The organism is Ktedonobacter sp. SOSP1-85, from assembly GCF_016587415.1.
In the GTDB taxonomy this organism is placed as follows: Bacteria; Chloroflexota; Ktedonobacteria; order Ktedonobacterales; family Ktedonobacteraceae; genus Ktedonobacter.
The window spans coordinates 574,584-596,207 of the sequence record NZ_BNJI01000002.1 but is presented as its reverse complement, the minus strand read 5'-3'; the positions used below and the strand labels follow the sequence as shown (position 1 = coordinate 596,207).

The following is a 21,624-nucleotide window of genomic DNA, read 5'->3' as shown; positions in this document are numbered from 1 at the left end:
TCCAGAGCATAAGTAAATGTTTTCTTTGCTACCACATTACTCGCTACCAGCGAAAAAAACTTCTCCGATCTTGCTGAAAGTCTTGGTAAGTAGCGCTACTTATTTTTCAGAGTTGTTCGAAGATTTCGTCCAGGGTGAGGACTTTCGCGAAGCCTTTACGCAAGACCTGCAATTCAGCTTCTTGCATGGTGGGATCGTCTGTTGCGGGGAAAAGTCGTTACCTTATCTACAATTTTAGGACTACACTCACCAGACAAGGCACCAAGTAGTAGATGCAAGACAAGCTATTGTCTTGTTCGCTTGCATAGTATACAATTATTCAAGTTAATGTGTTTTGCAAGTGAAAGAAACACTTATGACCTTGTTACCTCTGGACTTATCAGGCACAGAAAAACCTCGCCAGATACAGGAAAACTTGATAGCTTATATGCGCTTGTTTGCTGGACTGCCCAGTATAACTATGTATGACGCGGAGTCGTTCTGGTTCGTAAGCAACAAACCGGCCCCTGGTAACTACATTTTGCGCACAAGCTTCGAAGATTCTCGTACAGAGGAGCGAATAAATGACATGCTCGAACAGGTTGGCCAATGTATTGAGCATATTGATTGGTTTGTGTTTCCTGACGATCAGCCAGGGGACCTTGGCAAGCGTTTGGAAGCACGCGGGATGCCAGGCGGACCAGGTGGCAACTGGTTATTAGCCGATCTAACATCTCTTGGCGCTGCCCCCACTGTGACGGATAACTTTCGTATCGAACAGGTTCACAACGATCAGATGCTCTCAGAGTGGGTTTACGTCTCAGAGGCAGGTTTTGGCTCAGATCTATCAATATTCTACGATGCCTATAAGCGGCATGGGTATGGGTTGGACACCTTCTCACTGCACTATATTGGGTATCTGAACAACATGCCAGTAACTGCTGGTACCCTGTTGGATGCTGGGGGCTGTGCCACAATCTATGATATATCGACACCACCAGCCTTTCGCCATAGAGGGTTTGGAGGCGCGATCACGCATGCTTTGATGCAGGAGATTCGTAACCGGGGCTATGCTGATACCTGGATATGGGCTTCAAATATGGGCAAAAGCGTCTATCAGAAGCTCGGTTATATCGATGTTGATTTTGGTCTGCGCGAACATGCGTGGCACAGACCTTCACGATAAGGTATGAAGCAAGCAGAAGCTAGACAGGCTTAGATGCGGGCCATAAGTGACACGCTTTACCGGTGCAAATGGGTTGAGCGGTTCTACTATCATCCGTGAGTCCACGTATTTCCGTCGAGGACTTCGTCAAGGGTCTGGGATCATCGCCAACACCCGAAGATGTTGCCGATGCGGTCGTCGAGCTGGCATCCTACTCCGGAAGCAGAGAAGGAAAGGCCTTTTTGCTTTCCAGGAAAGGTTTGGAGATGCTGGCATAGACTGGGTAGAACGATTGACTCCCCGTTTGCTGGTTTTTCTGCGTTGGGAAATGTCCTCAAACTCTGTCTGAAAATGTTACTTCATATTCTCATGAGACGTCTCAAATGAGAGAGCAATAGGTATAGATGTCTATACCTATGAGCGCAACTAAGCTTTATGGAGGTCAGAAGGTATGCATATAGTGACTCAGAAAAAACCAGAGGTTGTGATCGCAGAAAGCGACAGGGCTATTGCACGCATGGGAGCGGCAGAAATTGCCAACTTGATTCAGATGCGCAATGCCGCAGATTTACCTACCGTGCTTGGGTTAGCTACGGGAAAAACACCGATCTTACTCTATCGTGAGTTTATTCGCATCGCTCGCGAGAAAGCATTGGATTTTTCACGGGTCATTACCTTCAATCTTGATGAATACTATCCTATGAACACTCATTCTCCCCAGAGTTACCATCACTTTATGCGCGCAAATCTCTTCGATCACATTGACATACATCCTGCTCATATCCACATTCCCGATGGCACACTCTCCCGAAAGGACATAGCAAACTATTGCGCTGAATATGAGGAAAAAATTCAGCAGGCAGGAGGGATAAACTTGCAGCTTCTGGGGATAGGTGAGAATGGCCATATTGGGTTTAACGAGCCTGGATCAGACGTGGATACACGCACGCGATTGGTAACGCTCGATCCGATTACTCGGCAGAACGCTGCCGCTGAATTTGGTGGAGAAACGAACACTCCAAGTGAAGCTATTACGATGGGCATTGCGACCATTTTGGAGGCCCAGAGAATTATCTTAATTGCTTCGGGGAGCAAGAAGGCGCATGCTGTCCAACAAGCAATCAATGGCCCCGTCAATGCGAATGTTCCCGCAACATATCTCCGCTCGCATAGCAATGTAACGATATATCTGGACCCTGCTGCGGCAAAACATATCAAATCTGCGTAAGGTTTTTCAGTCTTCTGCCCCATAAGCGTCAAGATAAGAGATACCTGCTTGGTTCCCACGCTCATGCAGGGACGGAAGGTAGTGCTTCTGAAGGGCGCACCTACCTTCCGTCCCTGCTGGGCGTGGGGCGTGCTAGGGACACGCAGCCGCCCAGTCGGTGGGGCCTGGTAGGTGTGCCCTTTAGAAGCACTACCAGGCCCCACCAGCTGGGCGGCGGACCTTGCGTAACCCATCCTGCAGAAGCGTAGGCTCCTTCACTTGACGCCAATGGGTTTTTCAGTCTTCTGCCCCTGGCTCGTGCTCGCTCTCGAACGTCCGAGAGCGAGCACGAGCCAGGCCTGAAGAAGACGGTGCAGTAATTGGCCCTGCCAGGTACTCATGGTCGCCGCCTACAGGCACGCGGAGCTATACTTTATTGGCTCAGTATACTCCCGGCGCTCATAGCGGAAAACTCGGTGACTTTTTCTGGTAGGAAATGCAGAGCCACAGGAGCTCGCTGGAGTAAGGTCGTCACTACTTGCGGCCGCATGCCTGCCTCTTTCACATAGTGTTCGACTAGTTGCTCGATATCCTGCCGGACGAGTGCCTGATCTTCGCTGATGGAAACGCGTCCATAGAGGCTGACAGAGCGACCCGCACCTCCCACACAAAGCGCTATGCGAGGATCACGACGCAGATTCTTGATTTTTTGGCTGCGGCCCGGGGTCGTTATGATCAGTGTCCCATCATCTGCCAGCAGATACCAGATTGAGGTTACGTGGGAACTCCCATCTTTGTTTAAAGTACTGACCACTGCCACACGGTCTTCACGGAGAAACTCCCTGGCCTCATTGGAAAGCATGTTTGTCATAGATCTATCTCTCTCCTTTTCCTCTTTCAACAGTGCTCATTGAATACGCAACATTGTTGTATAAGCAACAGTTTAGTGTATACTACACTGTTGTACTGTTGGAAGTGTAAGAGAAATCACGGTTTTTCGGCAATCAGCAAATAGACCAGATTGTTGTGTAGACAACATCAAAGGGAAAGTGTTGGTTTCTACGACGTGTGAATGAGAACGCGCAGATCGCGAGGCGAAAAGATGCCTGGAGTAGTGAATAGAAACGACCCACGAGTGCAGCGCACCCGTCAGTTGCTGCTGCAAGCGTTCATGGCGTTACTGGAAGAAAGGCACAACATTCACTCCATCTCGGTGCAAGAGATTACAAAGTTGGCCACGGTGAATCGGGCCACGTTTTATGCCCATTTTGAAGACAAATATGCCCTTTTGGAGAGCTGGATGCGCGAGAAGTTTCACCGGGCGCTTTTGAGTGAGCTCCCTGCTTCATCCACTTTGCAGATTGACACGCTCCGCTTGCTTATTTTGGCCGTGTTTCATTTTCTTGCTCGCTTTCGTGATCAGCTCAAGCCTGCCGATAGGCAGTTTGAGCCGCTTTTCGAGATTGCTTTGCAACAAGAACTCTATCAAGTTCTCCTGACCTGGCTCACGCCTGTTGTCTCAAGAGATCCTAACCAAAGGGAAATCGTAGAAACAACAGCATTGGTCATCAGTTGGGCGATCTTTGGTCCAGCCGCTCAATGGAGCCGGGGAGAACGCATCATCCTGGCAGAGGAGATGGTCCATCACGTCTTGACAGTCGTGGTCGCTGGCTTGTCCCCTCTCATCACTGTTATGTGACCGATGTTCTAGATGCGCGCCATGAGCGATATGCTTAGCCGTTTGAGGAACTCGGCTCCTTTGAGGGGATTGCTGTGACCTTCAACAAAGATCTCAAAGCCTGGTTCCTTGATGAAGGATGCGAGCATGGACCAGTTGGTCTTCTGCTTGTCGCTCTGCTGATAAGCGGGCGGGGGATAATAGCAATCGCCCAGGAACATCACACCACGCTCTTTGATACGTACGACGATTGAGTCAGCGGCGTGGGCGCCCCCAACATGTTCCAGCTCTAAGGTCAGTCCATCCAGCGGCAAAGTCATAGTTCGCGCAAAGGTGGTAGTGGGGAGGATATAGCGGAATATGCTCTCTCGCTCGATGGCCTGGGCCAGAGGGTTATGCTGCGCCGACTCTTGCTGCTTGCTCAATTGTTCTGCTGAGCGTGTGAGCAGTTCCTGGCAGAGATCGTGTGCGATAACCGGCGCGCCAAAGACGCAGGCGCCAAAGGTGTGGTCCCAATGGTGATGTGTGTAGATGATATGGCTGAGCGGGGGCGCCTGAATCTTCTCCAGCGCGGCCTGGATACGCCGCGCGTGTGAGGGACTATTGCCGCTATCTATGAGTACCGTCTGCGTCGCTGTGCAGATAATACCAACGTTTGGCTGTACTTTGTTGGCATCTCGATCCCGAGGAAAGATCCAGATATTCTCGGCCAGTTGTTGTAAGCTTTCAGACATCACCATTTCCCTGCTTTCTATTCCCATGTGGATGCCTCTGATTGTACCATCATCACAAAAATTGGTACAGCTAGTTTCCCCTCCAAAGCTTTAAATCCACCTTGACGTATGGCCCTGTGGGTGTTACGCTATCCATAACAGATATATCTGTAACGGATATAATGATGTGCAGAGAATTCTACTAAAAAAGGAATGGACAAATGGCTATTCGTGCTGTAGTTTTTGATATTGGGGGTGTGCTGGAACTGGATGTGATTGAACTGGTGGATATTGGCCTCGACGCTCGATGGGAGCAACGCCTGGGCCTGCAATCTGGGGAGTTGAATCAACGCATGCAACCGATATGGTTGGCTGGCTCTCTGGGTGAGTGTACTGAGGAGCATGTGCATCAGGAGATGGGTAAACGCCTGGGCATGGATCAGGAGCAGGTAGAGGAGTATATGCGTGAGATGTGGGACTGGTATTGTGGCCGGTTGAATGTGCCCATGGCTGACTTCTTTCGCAGCCTGCGCCCACGCTATCAGACGGCCATCCTGAGCAATAGCTTTGTAGGTGCTCGGCGCGAAGAGCAGCAACGCTACCATTTTGAGGAGATGTGCGATCTGATCATCTATACTCACGAGGAGGGCATCGCCAAGCCCGACCCACGCATCTATGAATTGACATGTAAGCGTCTAGGCGTGCAACCCGAGGAGATGCTGTTTCTGGATGATAACCAGAAGAATATTGCAGCGGCGCAGGCGCTGGGCATCCACGCCATCCACTGTGGGGAGACTGAGCAGGCCATCGCCGATGTACAGGCATGCCTGCAGGCAAATATGTGAACCTGGCACGACGCTACTGAAGCACGCGTCTACATATAGAGGTACGGGGCGTGTCGTGCCATGATATATAGGTGCGTGTTTCAGTAGTGCGGCTCTCACCCTCTTGGTGACGTCAATTTTTTGCAGGGCTGCCTCACATAGGCCCCACGTTTACGATTCCTTACGGCTCCAGAGGCTGGTAGGGACCCGGTTTACCGCGTCCAATACGCATCAAGTTTAGGCCAGCACCGCACTTGCATCACAGATCGGGAAGTGCTTCTAAAGGGCGCACCTACCCTCACTTCTCTGGGAATGGAAATGCCCACGCCCGGCAGGAGAAAAAAGGTAGGTGCGCCCTTTAGAAGCACTTCCTTTTTTCTCCTGCATGGGCGTGGGAGGTAAGCAATACTCCTAAACTTGATGCGTATTGCCCCACGTTTACGGCGGGCCGATGTATCCCCTGGGTTGGAATGCTCCCCCAGCGCCTTCATACCTGTCTACATAGCTGCAAAAAAGGCAGCAAGGGCGTATGACGTGGGTCGCATTGACGCGTCAGTGAGGCATCCGAGTGCCCAGATGATGAATCGACGCGCCGTGAACGTGGCGTCTATGTGATGCAACGCGCAAAAATATGACGGACACCCCTCCCCCTTGATCGTTTGACAGGTGCCTGGAATTCTTATAAAATCGATCTGCTTCTATTTCATTTAAAGAGTGCAGAGAGGCTACCGTCATATGCCGCTTTTAGAGATACTGATGCTTGACGTTGGAGGCGCGATTGCCAAGGGACTGCTGACGCGCTGGCTCAGTAGCAATGCCCTGGTCTCAGATGTCGCTTCGAGCCTGACGGATGTGTTGAAGACACAGATCAGTGATCGCCTGGCACAACAGCGTGCGCGCCAGCAGCTCGAGACCATTGGGGAGAAGGTGGGCGAGAGCCTGGTCCCCATCTTCGAGATAGAGGGAGCCGCCCTGGATGAGAGCTCACGCGCAGCCATCGCCAACGCCGTAGCCGATACACTGAACACGGCTAATAGTGCCCTCCTGGCGCGGCATAACCTGGAGCCAGTCGAGATCGCGCGCGAGTTGCTGAAGGAGCATCCAGCAAGCTCCTATCATTTCTCGCAGAGCGAGGGATATCTCTATGAGCGGATCGTCAATGAATCCTGCCAGTATATTGTGGATATCGCCTCGCAGCTTCCCCAATTTACCGAGCGCACGCTCTCCGAGGTGCTTCTACGCGAGCGCCAGCTCGTGAAGACCGCCGAGCGTATTGTGGACGAGGTCACGCGTCTGCGCCAGCAGCTCAATCCCCAGGTAGAGGCGAAGCGCTTTGAGCTGGACTATTGCCGGACGGTGATTCGCAAGCTGGATGAGCTAGAACTCTTTGGTTCCGGGATGTCGGTCACGGCCCGCAAATACTCCTTGAGCCTATCCTATGTCGCGCCCTCGCTTGAGTACGAGGTACTCAGGCCGCCCCAGGAACATGAAAAGTTTCGTCACCGCGATCCCAATCTGGCGCCCAAATCGCAACTGGTGCGTACGGTGGTGGAGGCTCCTAAGCTGCTAGCGGAGTCTTCCTACCTCTTGCTGCGTGGGGATGCCGGATCGGGGAAAACTACCTTGATGCGCTGGATTGCTGTGCAGGCGGCCTCGCAATGCTTCCCGCCAGAACTGGCTTCCTGGAATGGGCTGGTACCATTTTTCATTCGCTTGCGCCGTCATGTGCGCCTTGAAGATGGGGGTGTGCCGTACTGGCCGGCGCCTGAAGACTTTCCAGGTCTGGTCGCGCCGGCCATCGCGGGCGCGATGCCCCAGGGATGGGTCCACAGGCAATTGCAGGATGGCCGCGCCATTGTGCTGATTGATGGTATCGACGAGGTGCCAGGGGCCATGCGTGAAAGTGTCTATACCTGGCTGGCGGATCTGCTTGAAAGCTATCCCGCGTCTCGCTTTATCGTCACCTCGCGTCCATATGCGGCGAGCAAGGATGATCTCCCGCCATCGGAGCAGCTCAAAGAAGCGCAGGTACTTCCTAGGAGTCCGGCGGCCATCGAGGACTTTATTACCCACTGGCACGATGCTATTGCGGCCAATCTCCAGGATGCGCAGGAGAAGCAAGACTTACGTGCATCCGCGACGCGCCTCGTCGCCGAGATCCGGGACAACCACGCCCTTCAGCAGCTAGCCAACAGTCCCATACTCTGCGCCATGCTCTGCGCGCTCAATCGCGAGTGGCGCCAGCAGCTTCCCTCCAACCGGGTCGCGCTCTACGAGGCTTGCTGTGAGCTGCTCATCGAGCGACGCGACCGGGTCAGACGTATCTCGCTGGTGGACTATCCCGCCGCCGTGCTCTCCTACGAGCAAAAGAGCCTGCTGCTCTCCGACCTGGCCTACTGGCTCGTGCGCAACGGGCAGACCGAAGCCTCCATCGAGACTGTAGATGAGAGACTGACGCGCCGCCTTGGCCGTATGCTTGGCGTGCCGGACAATCTGCAAGGAGCGGATGCGCGTCAGCTCTTTATTGAGCGCTCAGGCATCCTACGCGAGCCAGTCAAGGACGCGCTCGACTTTACGCACCGTACCTTCCAGGAGTATCTCGCCGCCAAAGCTGTGGTTGATGAGAACGACATCCCCCTGCTCGTCGAGCATGCCCACGATGACCAGTGGCGCGAGGTCGTCCTGCTCACTGTCGGTCTTGCCCCGCGCACCGTCCGCGAAAACCTCGTTGAGCGTCTCCTGAAGCGAGCCGAAACCAGAAAACGCGTCCGCGAGAAGCTCTACCTCCTGGCCGCAGCCTGCACCCAGGTTGCACACGAAGAGATGAAGCCAGAGATCCAGGCTCGGATCTCGCAGGGCCTCGCCACCCTCGTCCCCTTCCAGAGCGTCGAAGAGGTTGAGTCCATGAGCGCTGCCGGAACGCTTGGCATCCCCCACCTGGCCCCTCGCTTTGAGTATAGCTCATATATAGTCGCGGCCTGCGTTCGCGTCCTTCTCCAGATAGGGACTGAAGCGGCATATGAGGCACTTATGGCCTACACTAAAGACGATACTAATAGGGTTATAGGAGCGCTGGTCTTGGGACTTAAAGGCGTTATCGATAAGCCTGCCTACGCCCAACGCTTCCTCGCTCATGTCAAGAGTGCTGTCGCCTCATCAGAAACATTTGAACTCTTGCCCTGGCTTCCTCATCTTACCTCTTTGGAGTTGTTATGGGACTTAACCGTACTGGAGAGTTTGCCGGGATTGACCTCCCTGGAATTGTTTGACCTGGACGAGGTAAGGGACCTGACCGTGCTGGAGCGATTGCCAGGACTGACCTCCCTGAAGTTGTCATCCTTGCCTGGGTTAAGGGACCTGACCGTGCTGGAGCGATTGCCAGGACTGACCTCCCTGGAGTTGTTTGATCTGCGTGAGGTAAGCAACCTAACAGTGCTGGAGAGGTTACCAGGACTGACCTCTCTGAAGTTGTCAGTCTTGCACGAGGTAAGAGAAATAACCGTGTTGGAGAGGTTACCAGGCCTGACTTCTCTGGAGTTGTCAGGTCTGCCCCAGGTAAGGGACCTAACCGTGCTGGAGAGGCTGCCAGGCCTGACTTCTCTGGAGTTGTCAGCCCTGCCCCAGGTAAGGGACCTAACCGTGGTGGAGCAGTTTTCGGAATTGACATCCTTGAAGTTGTCATATCTGGACAAGGTAGGGGACTTAACAGTGCTAGAGAGGTTACCAGAACTGACCTCTCTGGAATTGTCATATCTGGACAAGGTAAGGGACTTAACAGTGCTAGAGAGGTTACCGGAACTGACCTCTCTGGAATTGTCAGGTCTGGGAGAGATAAGAGATCTGACAATACTGGAGAAGTTGCCACTTCTGACCTCACTCTCATTGTCTGATTTTCCTGAACTGGCAGATCTTTCTGGGTTGGAGAGGTTGCCCAGACTCACATCCCTAGATTTGTACAACCTACCCAAGGTGAACGATTTTACAGTGCTGGAGCGGCTTGAAAAGCTGGAGTCTATTACTATTGGCTTGCTGGATAGTAGGAGTGTTTTTCCGCAAGGGGTGTTGAAGCGGGTACGCATTAAAAGATTGAGATAGAAGAGTTGGTTATCCATAGGGCGTCACCCATACAGGAGGGAAAAGGTATTTCAGGGGGGACGCCCGCCCATGCAGGAGGGGAAAGTAGTGCTTGTAAACGGCGCACCTACCTTTCCCCTCCTGCTGGGCGGGCTGACGAAGAGGAGAGCGTGCGCCTGCCTTGTTCTCTTACCAGGAAGACAATCCGCAGTCGCTCAGCAGGAGGACTGAGGTAGGTGCGCCGTTTACAAGCACATCCTCAGTCCTCATGCATGGGCGGCGTGCTATGTCTTTTGAATAGAAAGATAATGTTATGAGCGATCTCTTGCTGACGGCCGGGAGGAGGGTCGAGAGCATTCTCTCAGAGAGATTTGGTGGGCGGGTAAAGTTGGGTGAGGGGGAGGAATTGCAGGGGAATGCGCGCTCGCGCGTGTTGCGCTTCCCAGTGCAGGAGGGGCCGGGATCGGCGCCTGAGAGCGTGATAGTGAAGCATACCAATAGCGAGACGTTCGCCCCCGAGGCGGGGAATGGCGCGGCCTGGCGTCTGTTTAATGATTGGGCTAGCTTACAATTTCTAAGCCAAGTGGAGGCACCAGAGCCGTTTGCTCCTGCCTTCTATGGTGGAGATCCACAGGTGGGGCTGTATGTGATGGAGGATCTCAAGGCGGGGACGCGCCTGGATCACCTGCTGCTGGGAAGCAATCCAGAGGCTGCCGAGGCCGGGCTGATGGCCTATGCCAGTCTACATGGACGCCTGCATGCTTTGACAGCCGGGCGCGAGGCGGAGTATGTGAGCATACGCGAGCGCCTGGGGCCAGTCGCGAGCAGTGATAGCTACTATAACTACGAATGGCTCTCCTCAGCCCTGTATGAGATCACTGGCTTGTTGGATGTGCTGGTTAAGCCGGGCGCGGATGAGGAACTACAAGACCTGCGCGCTAGCCTGCTTGCTCCCGGTCCCTTCAATGTCTTCGTGCAGTCAGATGCCGCGCCGGATAACTTCCTCTTCGATGGTACGCACTGGTGCTTGCTGGACTTTGAGGGCGCTCGCTATACGCACGCGTTGCTTGAAACTGCCTATTGCCGCATGCCCTTCCCAACGTGCTGGTGCGTCTATCGCATGCCGGAGCCGCTGATAGAGCGTATGGAGACTGCCTACCGGGCCGAGCTGGTAAAGGGCTGTTCTGCCGCTGGAGATGACGCGCTCTTCTACCGTGGGCTGGTTGGAGCCTGCGTCACCTGGGCACTGAGCTTTCACGCCATGATACGCCCCCTGGAAAAGATGTTGGAGCAGGATCGCCTGCTGATCGCGCTTACCGACCGCCAGCGCTTCCTGCTCTATCTCAACTCCGCTGTCCAGGCCTGCGCATCCTTTGGCTACCTTCAGGCTGTGGGCGATACCCTGCACGCTTGCGCCAAACAGCTCACCCAACGCTGGCCCGAGGCCGCCAGCCCGCCCTACTATCCCGCATTTAATGTAATATAGACGCTATTTTAATAGAGCGAATAATAAGGGAGGTGCATTCATTTCCGGTAGGGACCAGCTTTAGCGCGTCCGAAGGCGATTAATCGCACTTCGGCGCTAGCTCAAACGCTCCTGTTTTTCCATCGTTGCGGACACGTTTCCAAGGCAAAAACGGCTTACGCCGCACTGCCATGAATGGCATTCGGACGCGCTAAAGCTGGTCCCTACCGGCCTGGAAAGCCACCCCGCGCCGTAACCCCCCATTCGGGGGCGAGCCGTGGCGCCTATGTTTTGACTTTTAACTCAATTGCTTCTCGTACAAAATTACTTCAATGCCCTGGTAGTTGTCGCGGCCTACCTCGCGGAAGCCGTTCTTCTCGTAGAGCCTCTGGGCGGGAAGCTGGAGGATGGAGGTGTCGAGGTGCAGGGTCCGATAGCCGAGGGCGTGGGCGCGGGCTTCGAGTTCGGTCAGAATGAGCTGGCCGTAGCCGTGCCCCTGGTGATCGGGGTGGACACGCATGCGTTTGATCTCAGCGCGTTCCGGACCTGTGCGCTTGAAGGCGCCCATCGCCACGAACTGGCCATCGCATTCACCAATCAGAAACTCTCCACCATTCTGGAGATACACCTCCTCGATGGCATAGACATCATCATCCCAGGGACCACGTCCCAGATAGGCCCCGGTCTGCTGAATGGCATGCACATGCAAGTGTTCGACTGCTTCTCGATCAGCAGGCTCATAACGGCGCAAGGTGAACATGGAATGTATCCTCACAATTTCTCGCGGATAGCGCCGCTCGCCAGCGGCGCTATTGGTTGCTTGTTACTGTTAAGGATCATATGTGCTGGGGCAAGCCACTGTCAAGCCAATTATTATTTCTCGCCAATCAAGGCCATGTTGTTGTATTGGCGGGAGAAGGGGCCGCGCTCCAGGCGCGCCACTTTGAAGCCGTTGCGCAGCATGTCTGGCACGACTTGTTCCTCAAGGGTGGCCTGGAGGGGCCATAGTTCTTCCACTCCCTGGGCGTTGAGCATGCCCGTCGCCAGCGTGACAATCATTTTGCCACCGGGTCTGAGAACACGCCTTAGTTCCTGGACTATCTGTGAAGGTTCGGGCCAGAAATAAAAGGTGTGGATGGTCATGATCTTGTCGAATTGCTGATCCTCGAAGGGGAGGGTTGCGATGTCTCCCTGCTTTAAGACGACGCGTCCGGCCCGGATGGCCTGTGCGTTGCGCTTTGCCGCTACCTGCACCATAGTTTCGGAGAGGTCAATACCCATGACGTGCCCTGCCGAGGCCTTCGCTGCAGCTAGCATGATGCCCCGGCCCGCACCAAAGCCTACCTCTAAAACTGTATCCGTTGGCTGAATGTCCAGCAATTCAAGCGTCCAGTCAGTTTCTGGCTGGTGCTGTTGTATCATCCTCTCGCCAACCACGCGGCCAAGTTGGCCCCTTGGCCGCTGGTGCTGCTCATGCCACTTGCCTGCGAGGCGTTGCTTTACCTTCATCAGGTCCCTCCATGAAAATATGTTCTATTTAGCGTATTATACCATTATAGCGTTCTAGAAGCCATGCCCACCGCTGCCTTGGCTCGCAAGCTCTCCTCGGGGTAAGGGTTGTGGGTGGAAAAACGGCTTTGCCGTTTTTCCACCCACAACCCTTACCCTTGAGCGCCGCAGGTGCGATGATTCTCTTGAGAAGGGGAAATATGGGCTAGCAGTTTAAGGCGGAGCTTTTCATGCATATGAACATACTATTTTGGCTGTGAGGTATTACCACAAAATCGTGCTTAGAACATTTGGATAAAGGCTGTACAATAGATGGGTTTATGTGATATGATTGGAAGTAAGAACAAATGCACCAATATACAAGATATGCGAGAGGGTAGCTTCATCTTCTTTGCATGTGTATGCGGCGGTTGATAGGTGGAAGGGACAGCAACACTATGACCACGAGTCAAACACGCAGATATGCCCATGGCACTTGTCCACACTTCTCACTGCTACGCAGGTGTATACCGTAATTCTATAGAAAGGAAAACGGAACCACCTTTTGTATGAGAAGTACCGATTAGCCGTCAGTAGCTTTCTCAGGTGATTCCGCCCCATATGTGTATGGGTATAATACAGCCATTTCTTGAGCTTGTCAACGAATTAAATATCAATATAAGTGCCTCTTGTAGCGTAGTACCACAGTCTGGAAAGGTCTCTATGCCGCACCTAAAGCCGGTGCAGGGAAGCCACCAGGGCGAGGATACGCCAGCAGTAGCATCAATAACCTCAAAAAAAATCTCTAAAAATACCCCACTTGAAAGTACTACTACCTTCCAGTTTGGCTATCGTGAGTTTGAAGGGGAGAATGGAAAACATCTCCTTCGCGAGCTGATAAAACACATTCTTTCTAGCGCGGAATGTAACCTCTGGGAAGCAATCATCGAGTTTCAGAAGAAATTTCCCAAGGCCTATGTCGGGGCCAAAGCCCTGGCGAAGTTTATGAACCGCTGTGACCGCACGGTGAGTAATGGCCTTAAGGCGCTACATGAGCGAGGCCTGCTGATATTGCAACAGGACTGGATCTTCCGTCAGAATGAGGATGAGAGTTACCAGTGTCGCCTCGTCACGCTAAAGCTCTTTCAACCACTCTATGACCTGGCGTATCGTTTTCTGCAATGGAGGCGCTCGCCAGGATATGTACCACCCACCTGGGAATACGCCGAGTTTATTCTTAACCACGAGGGAATTCTCGACCAGGTGCGCGACTTCGCCTGTTACCAGCGCCTCTTTAAGAAGAAGCCTGGGCCTAAGCGTCACCAGTCTCAGGGTCATGAACTACGACCCGCTGTCCGCTGCTCTAACCATCAGTGCAGCTATTGCTATCAGCACACCGGTGCGCTCGAATCCGAGATCCATGTGCTTGCGCTCAAGCTTGTAAATGCAGAAGATGTACTAAAGTGCGATAAAGACAAAATAAGCGCACTTTGGAATAAATATCTCCAAGAATATTCCCTCTATAGTATAGATACTATAGTTTATAATAGTTTAACTTCGAATTCGAATTCGAAGCTGGATTTTTTGCAAAAATGGCTAGAGATTTTTCTGCGAGAAGAAGAGGATCTACGCCAGAAGTATAGCTGCGAGCATTGCAGGCGGATAACTCCCACTCAGGGAGACTCCTGTGGGCAGCATTCTCGGGACGAGCAGCCTTCTAGCACCCCCGCTTTTGGAGAAATTGGCCCCGAGCAGGTGAGCAAGCATGAAGCAAGCGTAGAAGCTGAGGTACAGCAGACAGAAGCAAGCGGACAGGAGGCGCAGATGACGTGTGCCGTCAGCGAGGAGCCACAGGAACCGCCTTATGCGAGTGAGAAGCCACAGGAGCTAATGTACTGGTCGATCTCACCCGAGGAGGTGATGCCTGAACCTGCGTACTGGCCTGACTCGCTTATTGAAGCGCTGCCTGAGCCCGTTAAACTGAGTGAGAGACCACGTGTCCGCCAGGCACAGAACACACCTCCGCCGGGTCCCAATCCGCGAGAGTGGGAATACCGGCCCAATCCGCCCATGTGGTATCCTCGCCCGGTTGACGCGGTCAAGCAGGCAGCAGTGAAGGTCCAGGAGCCAGCCAGGCAGCTTGTGGCCCAGGTCGCCGTGCAGCCAGGAGGTGGCAACTGGCAGGAGCACTATCGGCCCCTGGCGCAGGGACCGCTCACACACGAGGAGCTAGCCCGGCGCAAGGCTGGAGGCGGGAAAACCAGGCCAACAGGCAAGAAAGACGTGGCACAACAGTATCGCCCGCAGCGCCTGCCTAGCATCAAGGAGCAGCAGCGTATGCAGCCTCGCCGGCCCCTGACGCGCCGCCTGATGCTGCTGGGCTACAGCGTCTCGGAGAAGTTCCGTGATGCCAATCCCTACTCGACGCAGAGCAACCTGGTGAACCACATGCAGCGCCTCCTGCACTTCGCCTTCGAAGCGGGGCTGGAGGACCACGCTAGCACCGTCGAAGACTGGTTCTACCAGACCATAGAGTATTACCGGGATGCTGCCTATGCTCTGCCTGGCGTGCGCAGCCACACCGACCAGGGGCAGATCAAGCGTATGCCCTGGTTTATTACAGCCCTGAAAAACGCCGTCGTCGATGCCTGCAAGGCACTCTCACGCGGCGAGCCTCTGCCAGAACCTGCCAATCAGGCGAGGGATGAAGAAGTGGATAAAGAGGCCATCACACCAATGTTGGAGCCTTGTGAGGAGGATTCTATGCAGCCAGCCGAGCCAGCTGAAATCAACGCGCGAACATCTGATGAGCAGCCAGGCGTATTACCTGAATTCAGTATGCAAGGTGCTAACAAACAACCGAACGTCATTCAGCCAGATGAGCCAGGCGAGGCAATAAATCCCCTGGCGAAAGACGAGGAGCATGCCCAGGATCCCACTCCTACCATTGCCTGCCCCTCTCCACAAGGAAATTCCTATAGCCATGAAGCCTCCGTAGGATCCATGCTGGTATGGACTCCGAGCGAAGCGATTCCGCCAGTGGTTGAGCTTCAGCCAGGGGGGGCAGGAGTCCATGCCAGCATGGATCCTACACGTTGGGCAAATATGCCATGTGATGAAGGGCAGCAAGCGAGTGTTGCCCTGGAGCCGCAGCAGCCGGAGGTAGATCCTTTCCCCTATCTGGCGCGTCAAAAGGTCAGACGCTTGCTGGAGCGCCTGGGAGTGCAGGAACAGCTTGAGTTGAAAAATACCTGTCCAGCATGCAACTGCCGCTTTGCGTATATCGAACCGCGAGGCGATGGCGGGAACGACTATTACTGCTGCCGCTGTGAGCCCTCGCTGACCTGGTCCGATGAGCTCTATGAGCGCGTCTTAGAGGTGTTGAGCCTTCCTGTTGAAGAGGTCAAGAACTGGAGCTGGCGATGAATGTAAGAGTTTCCTGCTCGCTTGTTATAGTAGAGGTGTGATGATAAGATATGCGCGTGCTGTTTCGGCGGTATGGTGGTCCTGGCAGGCGCAGCCTGCCAGGACCACCATACCACCGAAACAAGAAAAAATCTTAAGCAACAAGGATTTGTAACGCGTGTCGACAATTTTTGTGATTATACTCGCAATTCTCGGTATTGTTCTGCTGGTGTTGCTGACCACACCGCTGTACTTTTACCGCCTGGGGATCGTGCGGCAAGCGAGCAAGGAGATGCTGGCGACGAGTCCCGACCTGCCTAATTACCAGGAGGGGGATGTTCCGGTCGAGGAGACGCCCTGGATCGAGCGGCAGCCCTTTGAGGACATCGACATGATGTCTATGGATGGGCTGAAATTGCGCGGCTATTACCTGCCCGCGCCGGCTCCCACGGCGAAGACTGCCATCCTGGCGCATGGCTATGCCGGTCACGCCAAGAAAGATATGGCTTTGCTGGCTCAGCTCTATCATGAAGAGTTTGGCTATAATGTGTTTATGCCCGATGATCGTGGGCACGGCGCCAGCGATGGCGGCTATATTGGCTTTGGCTGGCCCGACCGCCTGGACTACATCAAGTGGATTCACTCTATTATTCAGCGCGTTGGCCCAGAGAGCGAAATTGTCCTGCATGGCATCTCGATGGGGGGCGCGACGGTCCTGATGACGGGCGGAGAGCGCTTGCCGGAGCAGGTAAAGTGCGTGATTGCCGATTGTGCCTATACCTCAGTGAAGGACATTCTCTCTTACCAACTGGGGCGCATGTTTAAGCTACCACCCTTCCCCCTGGTCTACCTGACGAGCCTGGTCTGCAAGCTGCACGCCGGCTACTTCTTTGGTGAGGCCTCGGCCCTCAAGCAGGTGCGCAAGACCCGGCTCCCAACCCTCTTCATCCATGGCGCGGACGACACCTTCGTCCCCACTTCGATGGTCTACCCTCTCTACGAGGCTTGCCCTGTAGATAAAGAACTCCTGATCATTCCTGAGGCGACCCATGGCATGGCCTACTCGACCGACCCTCAAGTATATGCCGCCAAAACGCGAGCCTTTTTGAAGCGCTACATGAAATAATTTTTAAAGGTCCTGGCTAGGCGTTTGACGATCTTTCTCAAAAGCTGATACTATAAAAAAACGCATAGAAACATGTAAATGCTTTGTTTTACCCATGGAAGGAGATTTCTGTCATGGAATTGACACCTACACAGAAGCAAGCGCTTTACGAACAAGGGTATGTGGCACTGCCTGGTATTGTGCCGCAGGAGCTGGTTGAGAAGGCCTTGCATGCGATAAACGCCTCTTTGGGTTCTGAGGGGATGGATCCCCAGCGCTTACCTATCTTACGGGCACAAACATACTGCCCAGAAATTACGGCATCGCCAGAAATTACCGGTTTACTCACTGAATCGCCGCTCTGGAGCCTGAGCGAGTCGGTTATTGGACAGGGGAGTATTCGTCCTGTAAAAAGTGGCCAGATTGCTCTGCGCTTTCCCGCGCCCGGTCCCACCCGCCCACCTCGTCCTCACCTGGATGGAATGTATTCGGCAAACAATGGGGTCAAAGAGGGAACGATAGACAATTTTACGGCGCTTATCGGCGTCTTCCTGAGCGCTATTCCTCATGATTTTATGGGTAACCTGGCGGTCTGGCCCGGAACGCATCGGTTATATGAGGACTATTTTCGCAAGCACACGCCACAGTCCCTCCTCAAGGGTCTGCCCGAGGTAAATTTGCCTGAGCTACAGCAGATTACCGCCCAGCCCGGCGATGCCGTCCTCTGCCATTATCAATTGGGGCATGGAATCACCATAAATACTTCGCCTTATATCCGCTACGCTATCTTCTTCCGCCTGCGCCACGTCAACCACGAACAGTGGCAATGGGAATGTATGACCAATATCTGGCGCGAATGGGCAGGCATGCACGATTTTGTAAATAGCAGGGTGAGTTAAGAGGGCCAATTCTATCCTGTAAATGTGCTACAGTAGCGGTGTGAGAGCAAATAGTGCTCTGTGCGCATGAGAAAGGATAGGGTGAGTACGTATGGACCCAAGAATTGTCCACTTGTTTGTGTGTGATGGCCTCTCCGATTGGGAGATAGGCTATGTGCTGCCCATGCTGAATAATCCAGTTGTAGGCTATAGTGTGCGAACTGTTGGGGTGAGCTGGGAGCCAATCAGAACGGCTGGCGGCCTGGCCATCCTGCCTGACCTCCAGCTTGCTGAACTAGAACCAGCGCAGAGCGCGATGTTGATTTTGCCTGGTAGTGGTGCCTGGGAGCAGGGCGGTTATCCTGAAGCGATCGATAAAGCCAGGAAGTTTTTAGCGGCAGATGTGCCTGTAGCGGCTATCTGCGGCGCGACCGCAGGCCTGGCGCAGGCAGGCCTACTGGATGATAGACCCCATACGAGCAATGCTCGCGAGTACCTGCAAGCGCTGGACTATCGTGGCGAGGCTTTCTATCAAGACCAGCCAGCGGTGACCGATGACAACCTGATTACGGCGAGCGCGACCGCCTCCATTGCCTTCGCATACCATATTTTGCAGAAGTTACAGGCCTATAGTCCACGTGTGCTTGAAGCCTGGTATGGTCTCTTTACCACCGGAGACCAGGCATATTTCTACGCCTGGCAACAGGCAGCCGCTGAGGAGAGCGCAGGCGTGTAGTTTGCGCCATAGAGCGTTCCATCTTTTCGCCCTTCGCTTGTAGGAGTTTACCATTGGCTTGGTTCTACGCTGGCTGATAGTGATGTGTGGGCCAGGTCAGTTACTCAACGTCGCGCCGGGAGCCGCTGTCGGGGTCGGTGGAATCAAAGTAGATGATGCGCGTTGGTTTTAGACGTATGACCTCGGAGCTAAACTGAGGCATTACCACCTGTCCACCTTCTCCGAGCGCTTCGGCGCGTCCGCGAATCTCCAGGCAGCGTGGTTTCCAGGGTGGCAGAACATCATCAATGACGAGCGAGGCCAGGCCATTGCGCGCGATATTGCGGAACTTCTGCGACTGCCCCATATTATGGCCACCAATATCGATAGTATCAAGCTCTGGATTGTAGCGGAAGGATACAGGAGCCACCTGCGGCTCCCCTTTCGCGTTCACCGTCGCCAGCCTGCCCAGGCGCTGAGACTGCATGTATTTCAACTCTGCTTCCGTAAAGACACTCATGTTCATCATTCCTTACAATTAGCTTTGAGCTTTCTTCTAAATAGATACTTACATTTTGTTTGTTGAAAAATAATAGCATTCTTCTTATGGAAGCACACTGTCCTTTAGGGTAGTTCCTGCCTGTTCCAAAGGTCAGAAGGACAATCATCTCCCACACATCTCTAGAAGGTTTTGCTGGCGGAGATGACGATGTAGCCTGGAACGTGCCAATACCTCTCCGCGTTGTGCTGGCGGGCGATGGCCTCGTCGAGCTGAGGTTCGATGACGTTCTGGTACCTTCTCCTTTTATGTTCTTTATCCGCATGTACAAACGGAGTTTAGTATAGCATACAGGCGTGGGAGTCGCGACCCTGACAGGATCTTACGCGAAGATTTACATGTTGGGAATGAGAGCACCTGAAGATCAGGCGGTAGAGTGCTTCAAAGGCCTGCAACGTGTGCAATGATTTCCCTCAGGACCGTCATGCCGTGAAGAATCTCAGGGATCTCCAGGCTTGCATAGCCCAAAAGCAGACCAGAACGGTCAGGGGGACCAAGATAGTAGGAGTCAAGAGGGGTGACGATGACATTGCGCTGCCGAGCCAGATGCGCGACGCGCGTGGCCGAAATTGAGGATTCCAGTTCAAGATAAACATGCAGGCCAGCTTCCAGCCCACGTAAGCGCGCGAGATGCGCGATGGGTGCAAGAGTTTGCGCCACGATGCGTCGCTTTTGCGCATACTGATACCGCATGCGTCGAATATGTCGATCCAGATGCCCCGAGCGATGAAGTCAGCGAGCATCTGTTGCAGCGGCCAGGAAACCTGCTCATCCGTCAGATACGTGAGTTGCCTGATCCGTTCACACAGTTGGGGAGGAGCTACCAGATAGCCAACGCGCAAGGCAGGGGTCAGCACTTTGGAGAATGTTCCGATGTAGGCGACGCGCCCGACCTCATCAAGGCTGGCCAGGGCCGGGAGCGGGAGGGCATCGAAACGGAACTCGCTATCGTAATCATCCTCGATAATCAGGCTATCGTTGGCCTGAGCCCAGGTCAGCAACGCCAGACGTCGGTCAACGGCGAGCCGGGTTCCAAGTGGATACTGGTGCGATGGGGTGGTATAGACCAGTAGTGGAGCGGCAGGTCCATGTGGGAGCCGTTCGACTTGCATCCCATTCTCGTCAACCGGCACCAGCAAGAGGCGTCCTCCCCGGGCCAACACGGTCTGCTGGGCAGAAGGATAGCCCGGCTCCTCCATTCCGACGCAATCACCGACGGAGAGCGTTGCGCGCACGACGAGGTCAAGCGCGTGCGTGGCTCCCGCTGTGATAAGAATGTTCTCTGGGGTACAGGCCAGGCCGCGAGATCGCCCAAGGTAGGCGGCAAGCTCTGCTCGCAGCGTCGGGTCTCCATCGGTGGGACCGTGGCTGTTCGGTGGCAAGCGAGCAGTGACCGTTCCCCAGGTCTCGCGCCAGACACGGAGAGGGAGAGATGAGAGGGAAGGTATCCCCAGGCGAAAGGCGATAGCCTGCGGGGGAATGGTTGCTTCGTACACCAGCGGAGGAGCTTTCTCAAGCCAGCGCGGAAGAGTATTCGGCAGCGAAGGAGTCTGACGTGGCAGCGGAGGAAGATCCGTTCTGACATAGGTCCCCGATCCGTGCCGCCCTTCCAGATACCCTTCGGCAAAAAGCTCATCATAGGCGGAGCTCGTGACCGTCCGTGAGACGCCAAGAGCCTGTGCTAAGGTGCGCGTCGAGGGGAGGCGCGTCCCTCCTGAGACGCGCCCATCGAGAATAGCTCGCCGTAATTGCTCACAGAGTTGTCGATAGATCGATGTTGATGCGGTACGATCAAGCGTAATGGGCAGATCGAGGCCGGGTGCGAATTTTTTTCCAGGCATCATTGCTCCTTCAAGTGGCATCTGCCATGCTGCAAAATGTGGCCCTTTTGGGAATGCCATCCTCAGACTATAGTATTGTACGTGAGGCACGCAAAGAGAAGCAAGCAGCAACTCACTACCAAAACAAGGAAAGAGCATGAACAACACTTTTGTTCTCCTTTGGATACCTGGGTCGGCCTGGATGAAGGGCAAAACGGTGCGCGAACAGCCATATTGGGCGCAACATGCCGACTTCATGGACCAGCTTTTTGAAAGCGGGATGGTGGTTCTTGGTGGCCCCTTCGCCGATGCCACAGGATCACTGGTCGTCATTGAGGCTGAAAGCGAGCAAGCAGTCGTTGACTTGTTTGCGCGCGATCCGTTTGTGGTGCATGACATTTTTGCCCTGAGCCTGCTTAAACAATGGCAGCTTTTTCTGGATGCGCGAAGCACTGCATAAAGGCATGTTTGAACAGAGCGCCACTCGCATGCAGGAGAGCGCGCTCGCGTTGCGTCGCGAGCCATTTCAGTTTTACAAAGGAGACCGTC

The 21,624-nt window shown here is 54.1% G+C and carries 18 protein-coding genes; 11 read left to right on the top strand and 7 right to left on the bottom strand.

Annotated features, from left to right (window positions below; translation table 11 throughout):
- The first annotated feature begins 568 nt into the window (after window positions 1-568).
- Both KTE_RS30825 and nagB read left to right on the top strand, forming a co-directional pair.
- Window positions 569-1,165, top strand: a complete 597-nt coding sequence (locus KTE_RS30825) for a GNAT family N-acetyltransferase (RefSeq protein ID WP_201388291.1) — start codon at window positions 569-571, stop codon at window positions 1,163-1,165.
- Window positions 1,166-1,595: 430 nt separating this feature from the next.
- Window positions 1,596-2,372: a glucosamine-6-phosphate deaminase gene (nagB, locus tag KTE_RS30820; RefSeq protein WP_236600745.1), complete on the top strand. Its 777-nt coding sequence runs from the start codon at window positions 1,596-1,598 to the stop codon at window positions 2,370-2,372.
- A 254-nt stretch (window positions 2,373-2,626) separates the two neighbouring features.
- On the opposite strand, the gene KTE_RS49040 is transcribed toward nagB, so the two are convergent.
- The gene (locus tag KTE_RS49040; protein WP_255553008.1) at window positions 2,627-2,752 is read right to left on the bottom strand and encodes a hypothetical protein; all 126 of its coding nucleotides are present in this window, start codon (window positions 2,750-2,752) and stop codon (window positions 2,627-2,629) included.
- 32 nt (window positions 2,753-2,784) lie between these two features.
- A complete protein-coding gene (locus KTE_RS30815) occupies window positions 2,785-3,222 on the bottom strand; it encodes a pyridoxamine 5'-phosphate oxidase family protein (protein WP_201388289.1) in 438 nt (145 codons plus the stop codon).
- Window positions 3,223-3,465: 243 nt separating this feature from the next.
- Here KTE_RS30815 and KTE_RS30810 point away from each other — a divergent pair, with 243 nt between their 5' ends.
- Window positions 3,466-4,050, top strand: a complete 585-nt coding sequence (locus KTE_RS30810) for a TetR/AcrR family transcriptional regulator (RefSeq protein ID WP_201388287.1) — start codon at window positions 3,466-3,468, stop codon at window positions 4,048-4,050.
- A gap of 8 nt (window positions 4,051-4,058) precedes the next feature.
- Here KTE_RS30810 and KTE_RS30805 read toward each other — a convergent pair whose 3' ends face one another.
- Complete coding sequence (locus KTE_RS30805) at window positions 4,059-4,763, bottom strand: MBL fold metallo-hydrolase (protein WP_201388285.1); 705 nt, start codon at window positions 4,761-4,763, stop codon at window positions 4,059-4,061.
- Between the two features lie 200 nt (window positions 4,764-4,963).
- Here KTE_RS30805 and KTE_RS30800 point away from each other — a divergent pair, with 200 nt between their 5' ends.
- The 3 genes from KTE_RS30800 (at window position 4,964) to KTE_RS30790 (ending at window position 11,126) form a co-directional block, all read left to right on the top strand.
- A complete protein-coding gene (locus KTE_RS30800; RefSeq protein WP_201388283.1) occupies window positions 4,964-5,587 on the top strand; it encodes an HAD family phosphatase in 624 nt (207 codons plus the stop codon).
- A gap of 714 nt (window positions 5,588-6,301) precedes the next feature.
- Complete coding sequence (locus KTE_RS30795; RefSeq protein WP_201388281.1) at window positions 6,302-9,661, top strand: NACHT domain-containing NTPase; 3,360 nt, start codon at window positions 6,302-6,304, stop codon at window positions 9,659-9,661.
- Between the two features lie 292 nt (window positions 9,662-9,953).
- Window positions 9,954-11,126 carry a phosphotransferase family protein gene (locus KTE_RS30790; RefSeq protein WP_201388279.1) on the top strand — a complete coding sequence of 391 codons (1,173 nt, stop codon included), beginning with the start codon at window positions 9,954-9,956 and terminating at the stop codon, window positions 11,124-11,126.
- A gap of 277 nt (window positions 11,127-11,403) precedes the next feature.
- Here the strand turns inward: KTE_RS30790 and KTE_RS30785 are convergent, their stop codons facing one another.
- Window positions 11,404-11,865 carry a GNAT family N-acetyltransferase gene (locus tag KTE_RS30785; protein ID WP_201388278.1) on the bottom strand — a complete coding sequence of 154 codons (462 nt, stop codon included), beginning with the start codon at window positions 11,863-11,865 and terminating at the stop codon, window positions 11,404-11,406.
- 113 nt (window positions 11,866-11,978) lie between these two features.
- Complete coding sequence (locus tag KTE_RS30780) at window positions 11,979-12,614, bottom strand: class I SAM-dependent methyltransferase (RefSeq protein WP_201388276.1); 636 nt, start codon at window positions 12,612-12,614, stop codon at window positions 11,979-11,981.
- A 702-nt stretch (window positions 12,615-13,316) separates the two neighbouring features.
- Here KTE_RS30780 and KTE_RS30775 point away from each other — a divergent pair.
- The 4 genes from KTE_RS30775 (at window position 13,317) to KTE_RS30760 (ending at window position 18,717) form a co-directional block, all read left to right on the top strand.
- Window positions 13,317-16,019 (top strand): hypothetical protein, encoded by a 2,703-nt coding sequence (locus KTE_RS30775; protein ID WP_201388274.1) that lies wholly within the window; start codon window positions 13,317-13,319, stop codon window positions 16,017-16,019.
- A gap of 157 nt (window positions 16,020-16,176) precedes the next feature.
- The gene (locus tag KTE_RS30770; protein ID WP_201388272.1) at window positions 16,177-17,124 is read left to right on the top strand and encodes an alpha/beta hydrolase; all 948 of its coding nucleotides are present in this window, start codon (window positions 16,177-16,179) and stop codon (window positions 17,122-17,124) included.
- A gap of 113 nt (window positions 17,125-17,237) precedes the next feature.
- A complete protein-coding gene (locus tag KTE_RS30765) occupies window positions 17,238-18,002 on the top strand; it encodes a hypothetical protein (RefSeq protein ID WP_201388269.1) in 765 nt (254 codons plus the stop codon).
- A 91-nt stretch (window positions 18,003-18,093) separates the two neighbouring features.
- Window positions 18,094-18,717 carry a type 1 glutamine amidotransferase family protein gene (locus KTE_RS30760; RefSeq protein WP_201388267.1) on the top strand — a complete coding sequence of 208 codons (624 nt, stop codon included), beginning with the start codon at window positions 18,094-18,096 and terminating at the stop codon, window positions 18,715-18,717.
- 100 nt (window positions 18,718-18,817) lie between these two features.
- On the opposite strand, the gene KTE_RS30755 is transcribed toward KTE_RS30760, so the two are convergent.
- Both KTE_RS30755 and KTE_RS30750 read right to left on the bottom strand, forming a co-directional pair.
- Window positions 18,818-19,216 (bottom strand): PPOX class F420-dependent oxidoreductase, encoded by a 399-nt coding sequence (locus KTE_RS30755; protein ID WP_201388265.1) that lies wholly within the window; start codon window positions 19,214-19,216, stop codon window positions 18,818-18,820.
- A 461-nt stretch (window positions 19,217-19,677) separates the two neighbouring features.
- Complete coding sequence (locus KTE_RS30750; RefSeq protein WP_201388263.1) at window positions 19,678-21,099, bottom strand: PLP-dependent aminotransferase family protein; 1,422 nt, start codon at window positions 21,097-21,099, stop codon at window positions 19,678-19,680.
- Between the two features lie 133 nt (window positions 21,100-21,232).
- Here KTE_RS30750 and KTE_RS30745 point away from each other — a divergent pair, with 133 nt between their 5' ends.
- A complete protein-coding gene (locus tag KTE_RS30745) occupies window positions 21,233-21,535 on the top strand; it encodes a YciI family protein (protein WP_201388261.1) in 303 nt (100 codons plus the stop codon).
- The last annotated feature ends 89 nt before the right edge of the window (window positions 21,536-21,624 follow it).

Excerpts from the sequence above, each read along its gene's own strand:
- KTE_RS30805 (WP_201388285.1), bottom strand. The coding sequence starts at position 4,763 with ATGTCTGAAAGCTTACAACAACTGGCCGAGAATATCTGGATCTTTCCT.
- KTE_RS30800 (WP_201388283.1), top strand. The coding sequence starts at position 4,964 with ATGGCTATTCGTGCTGTAGTTTTTGATATTGGGGGTGTGCTGGAACTG.
- KTE_RS30775 (WP_201388274.1), top strand. The coding sequence starts at position 13,317 with ATGCCGCACCTAAAGCCGGTGCAGGGAAGCCACCAGGGCGAGGATACG.
- KTE_RS30755 (WP_201388265.1), bottom strand. The coding sequence starts at position 19,216 with ATGAGTGTCTTTACGGAAGCAGAGTTGAAATACATGCAGTCTCAGCGC.
- KTE_RS30815 (WP_201388289.1), bottom strand. The coding sequence starts at position 3,222 with ATGACAAACATGCTTTCCAATGAGGCCAGGGAGTTTCTCCGTGAAGAC.
- KTE_RS30825 (WP_201388291.1), top strand. The coding sequence starts at position 569 with ATGCTCGAACAGGTTGGCCAATGTATTGAGCATATTGATTGGTTTGTG.
- nagB (WP_236600745.1), top strand. The coding sequence starts at position 1,596 with ATGCATATAGTGACTCAGAAAAAACCAGAGGTTGTGATCGCAGAAAGC.
- KTE_RS30795 (WP_201388281.1), top strand. The coding sequence starts at position 6,302 with ATGCCGCTTTTAGAGATACTGATGCTTGACGTTGGAGGCGCGATTGCC.
- KTE_RS30745 (WP_201388261.1), top strand. The coding sequence starts at position 21,233 with ATGAACAACACTTTTGTTCTCCTTTGGATACCTGGGTCGGCCTGGATG.
- KTE_RS30785 (WP_201388278.1), bottom strand. The coding sequence starts at position 11,865 with ATGTTCACCTTGCGCCGTTATGAGCCTGCTGATCGAGAAGCAGTCGAA.
- KTE_RS30760 (WP_201388267.1), top strand. The coding sequence starts at position 18,094 with ATGGACCCAAGAATTGTCCACTTGTTTGTGTGTGATGGCCTCTCCGAT.
- KTE_RS49040 (WP_255553008.1), bottom strand. The coding sequence starts at position 2,752 with ATGAGTACCTGGCAGGGCCAATTACTGCACCGTCTTCTTCAGGCCTGG.
- KTE_RS30750 (WP_201388263.1), bottom strand. The coding sequence starts at position 21,099 with ATGATGCCTGGAAAAAAATTCGCACCCGGCCTCGATCTGCCCATTACG.
- KTE_RS30790 (WP_201388279.1), top strand. The coding sequence starts at position 9,954 with ATGAGCGATCTCTTGCTGACGGCCGGGAGGAGGGTCGAGAGCATTCTC.
- KTE_RS30765 (WP_201388269.1), top strand. The coding sequence starts at position 17,238 with ATGGAATTGACACCTACACAGAAGCAAGCGCTTTACGAACAAGGGTAT.
- KTE_RS30780 (WP_201388276.1), bottom strand. The coding sequence starts at position 12,614 with ATGAAGGTAAAGCAACGCCTCGCAGGCAAGTGGCATGAGCAGCACCAG.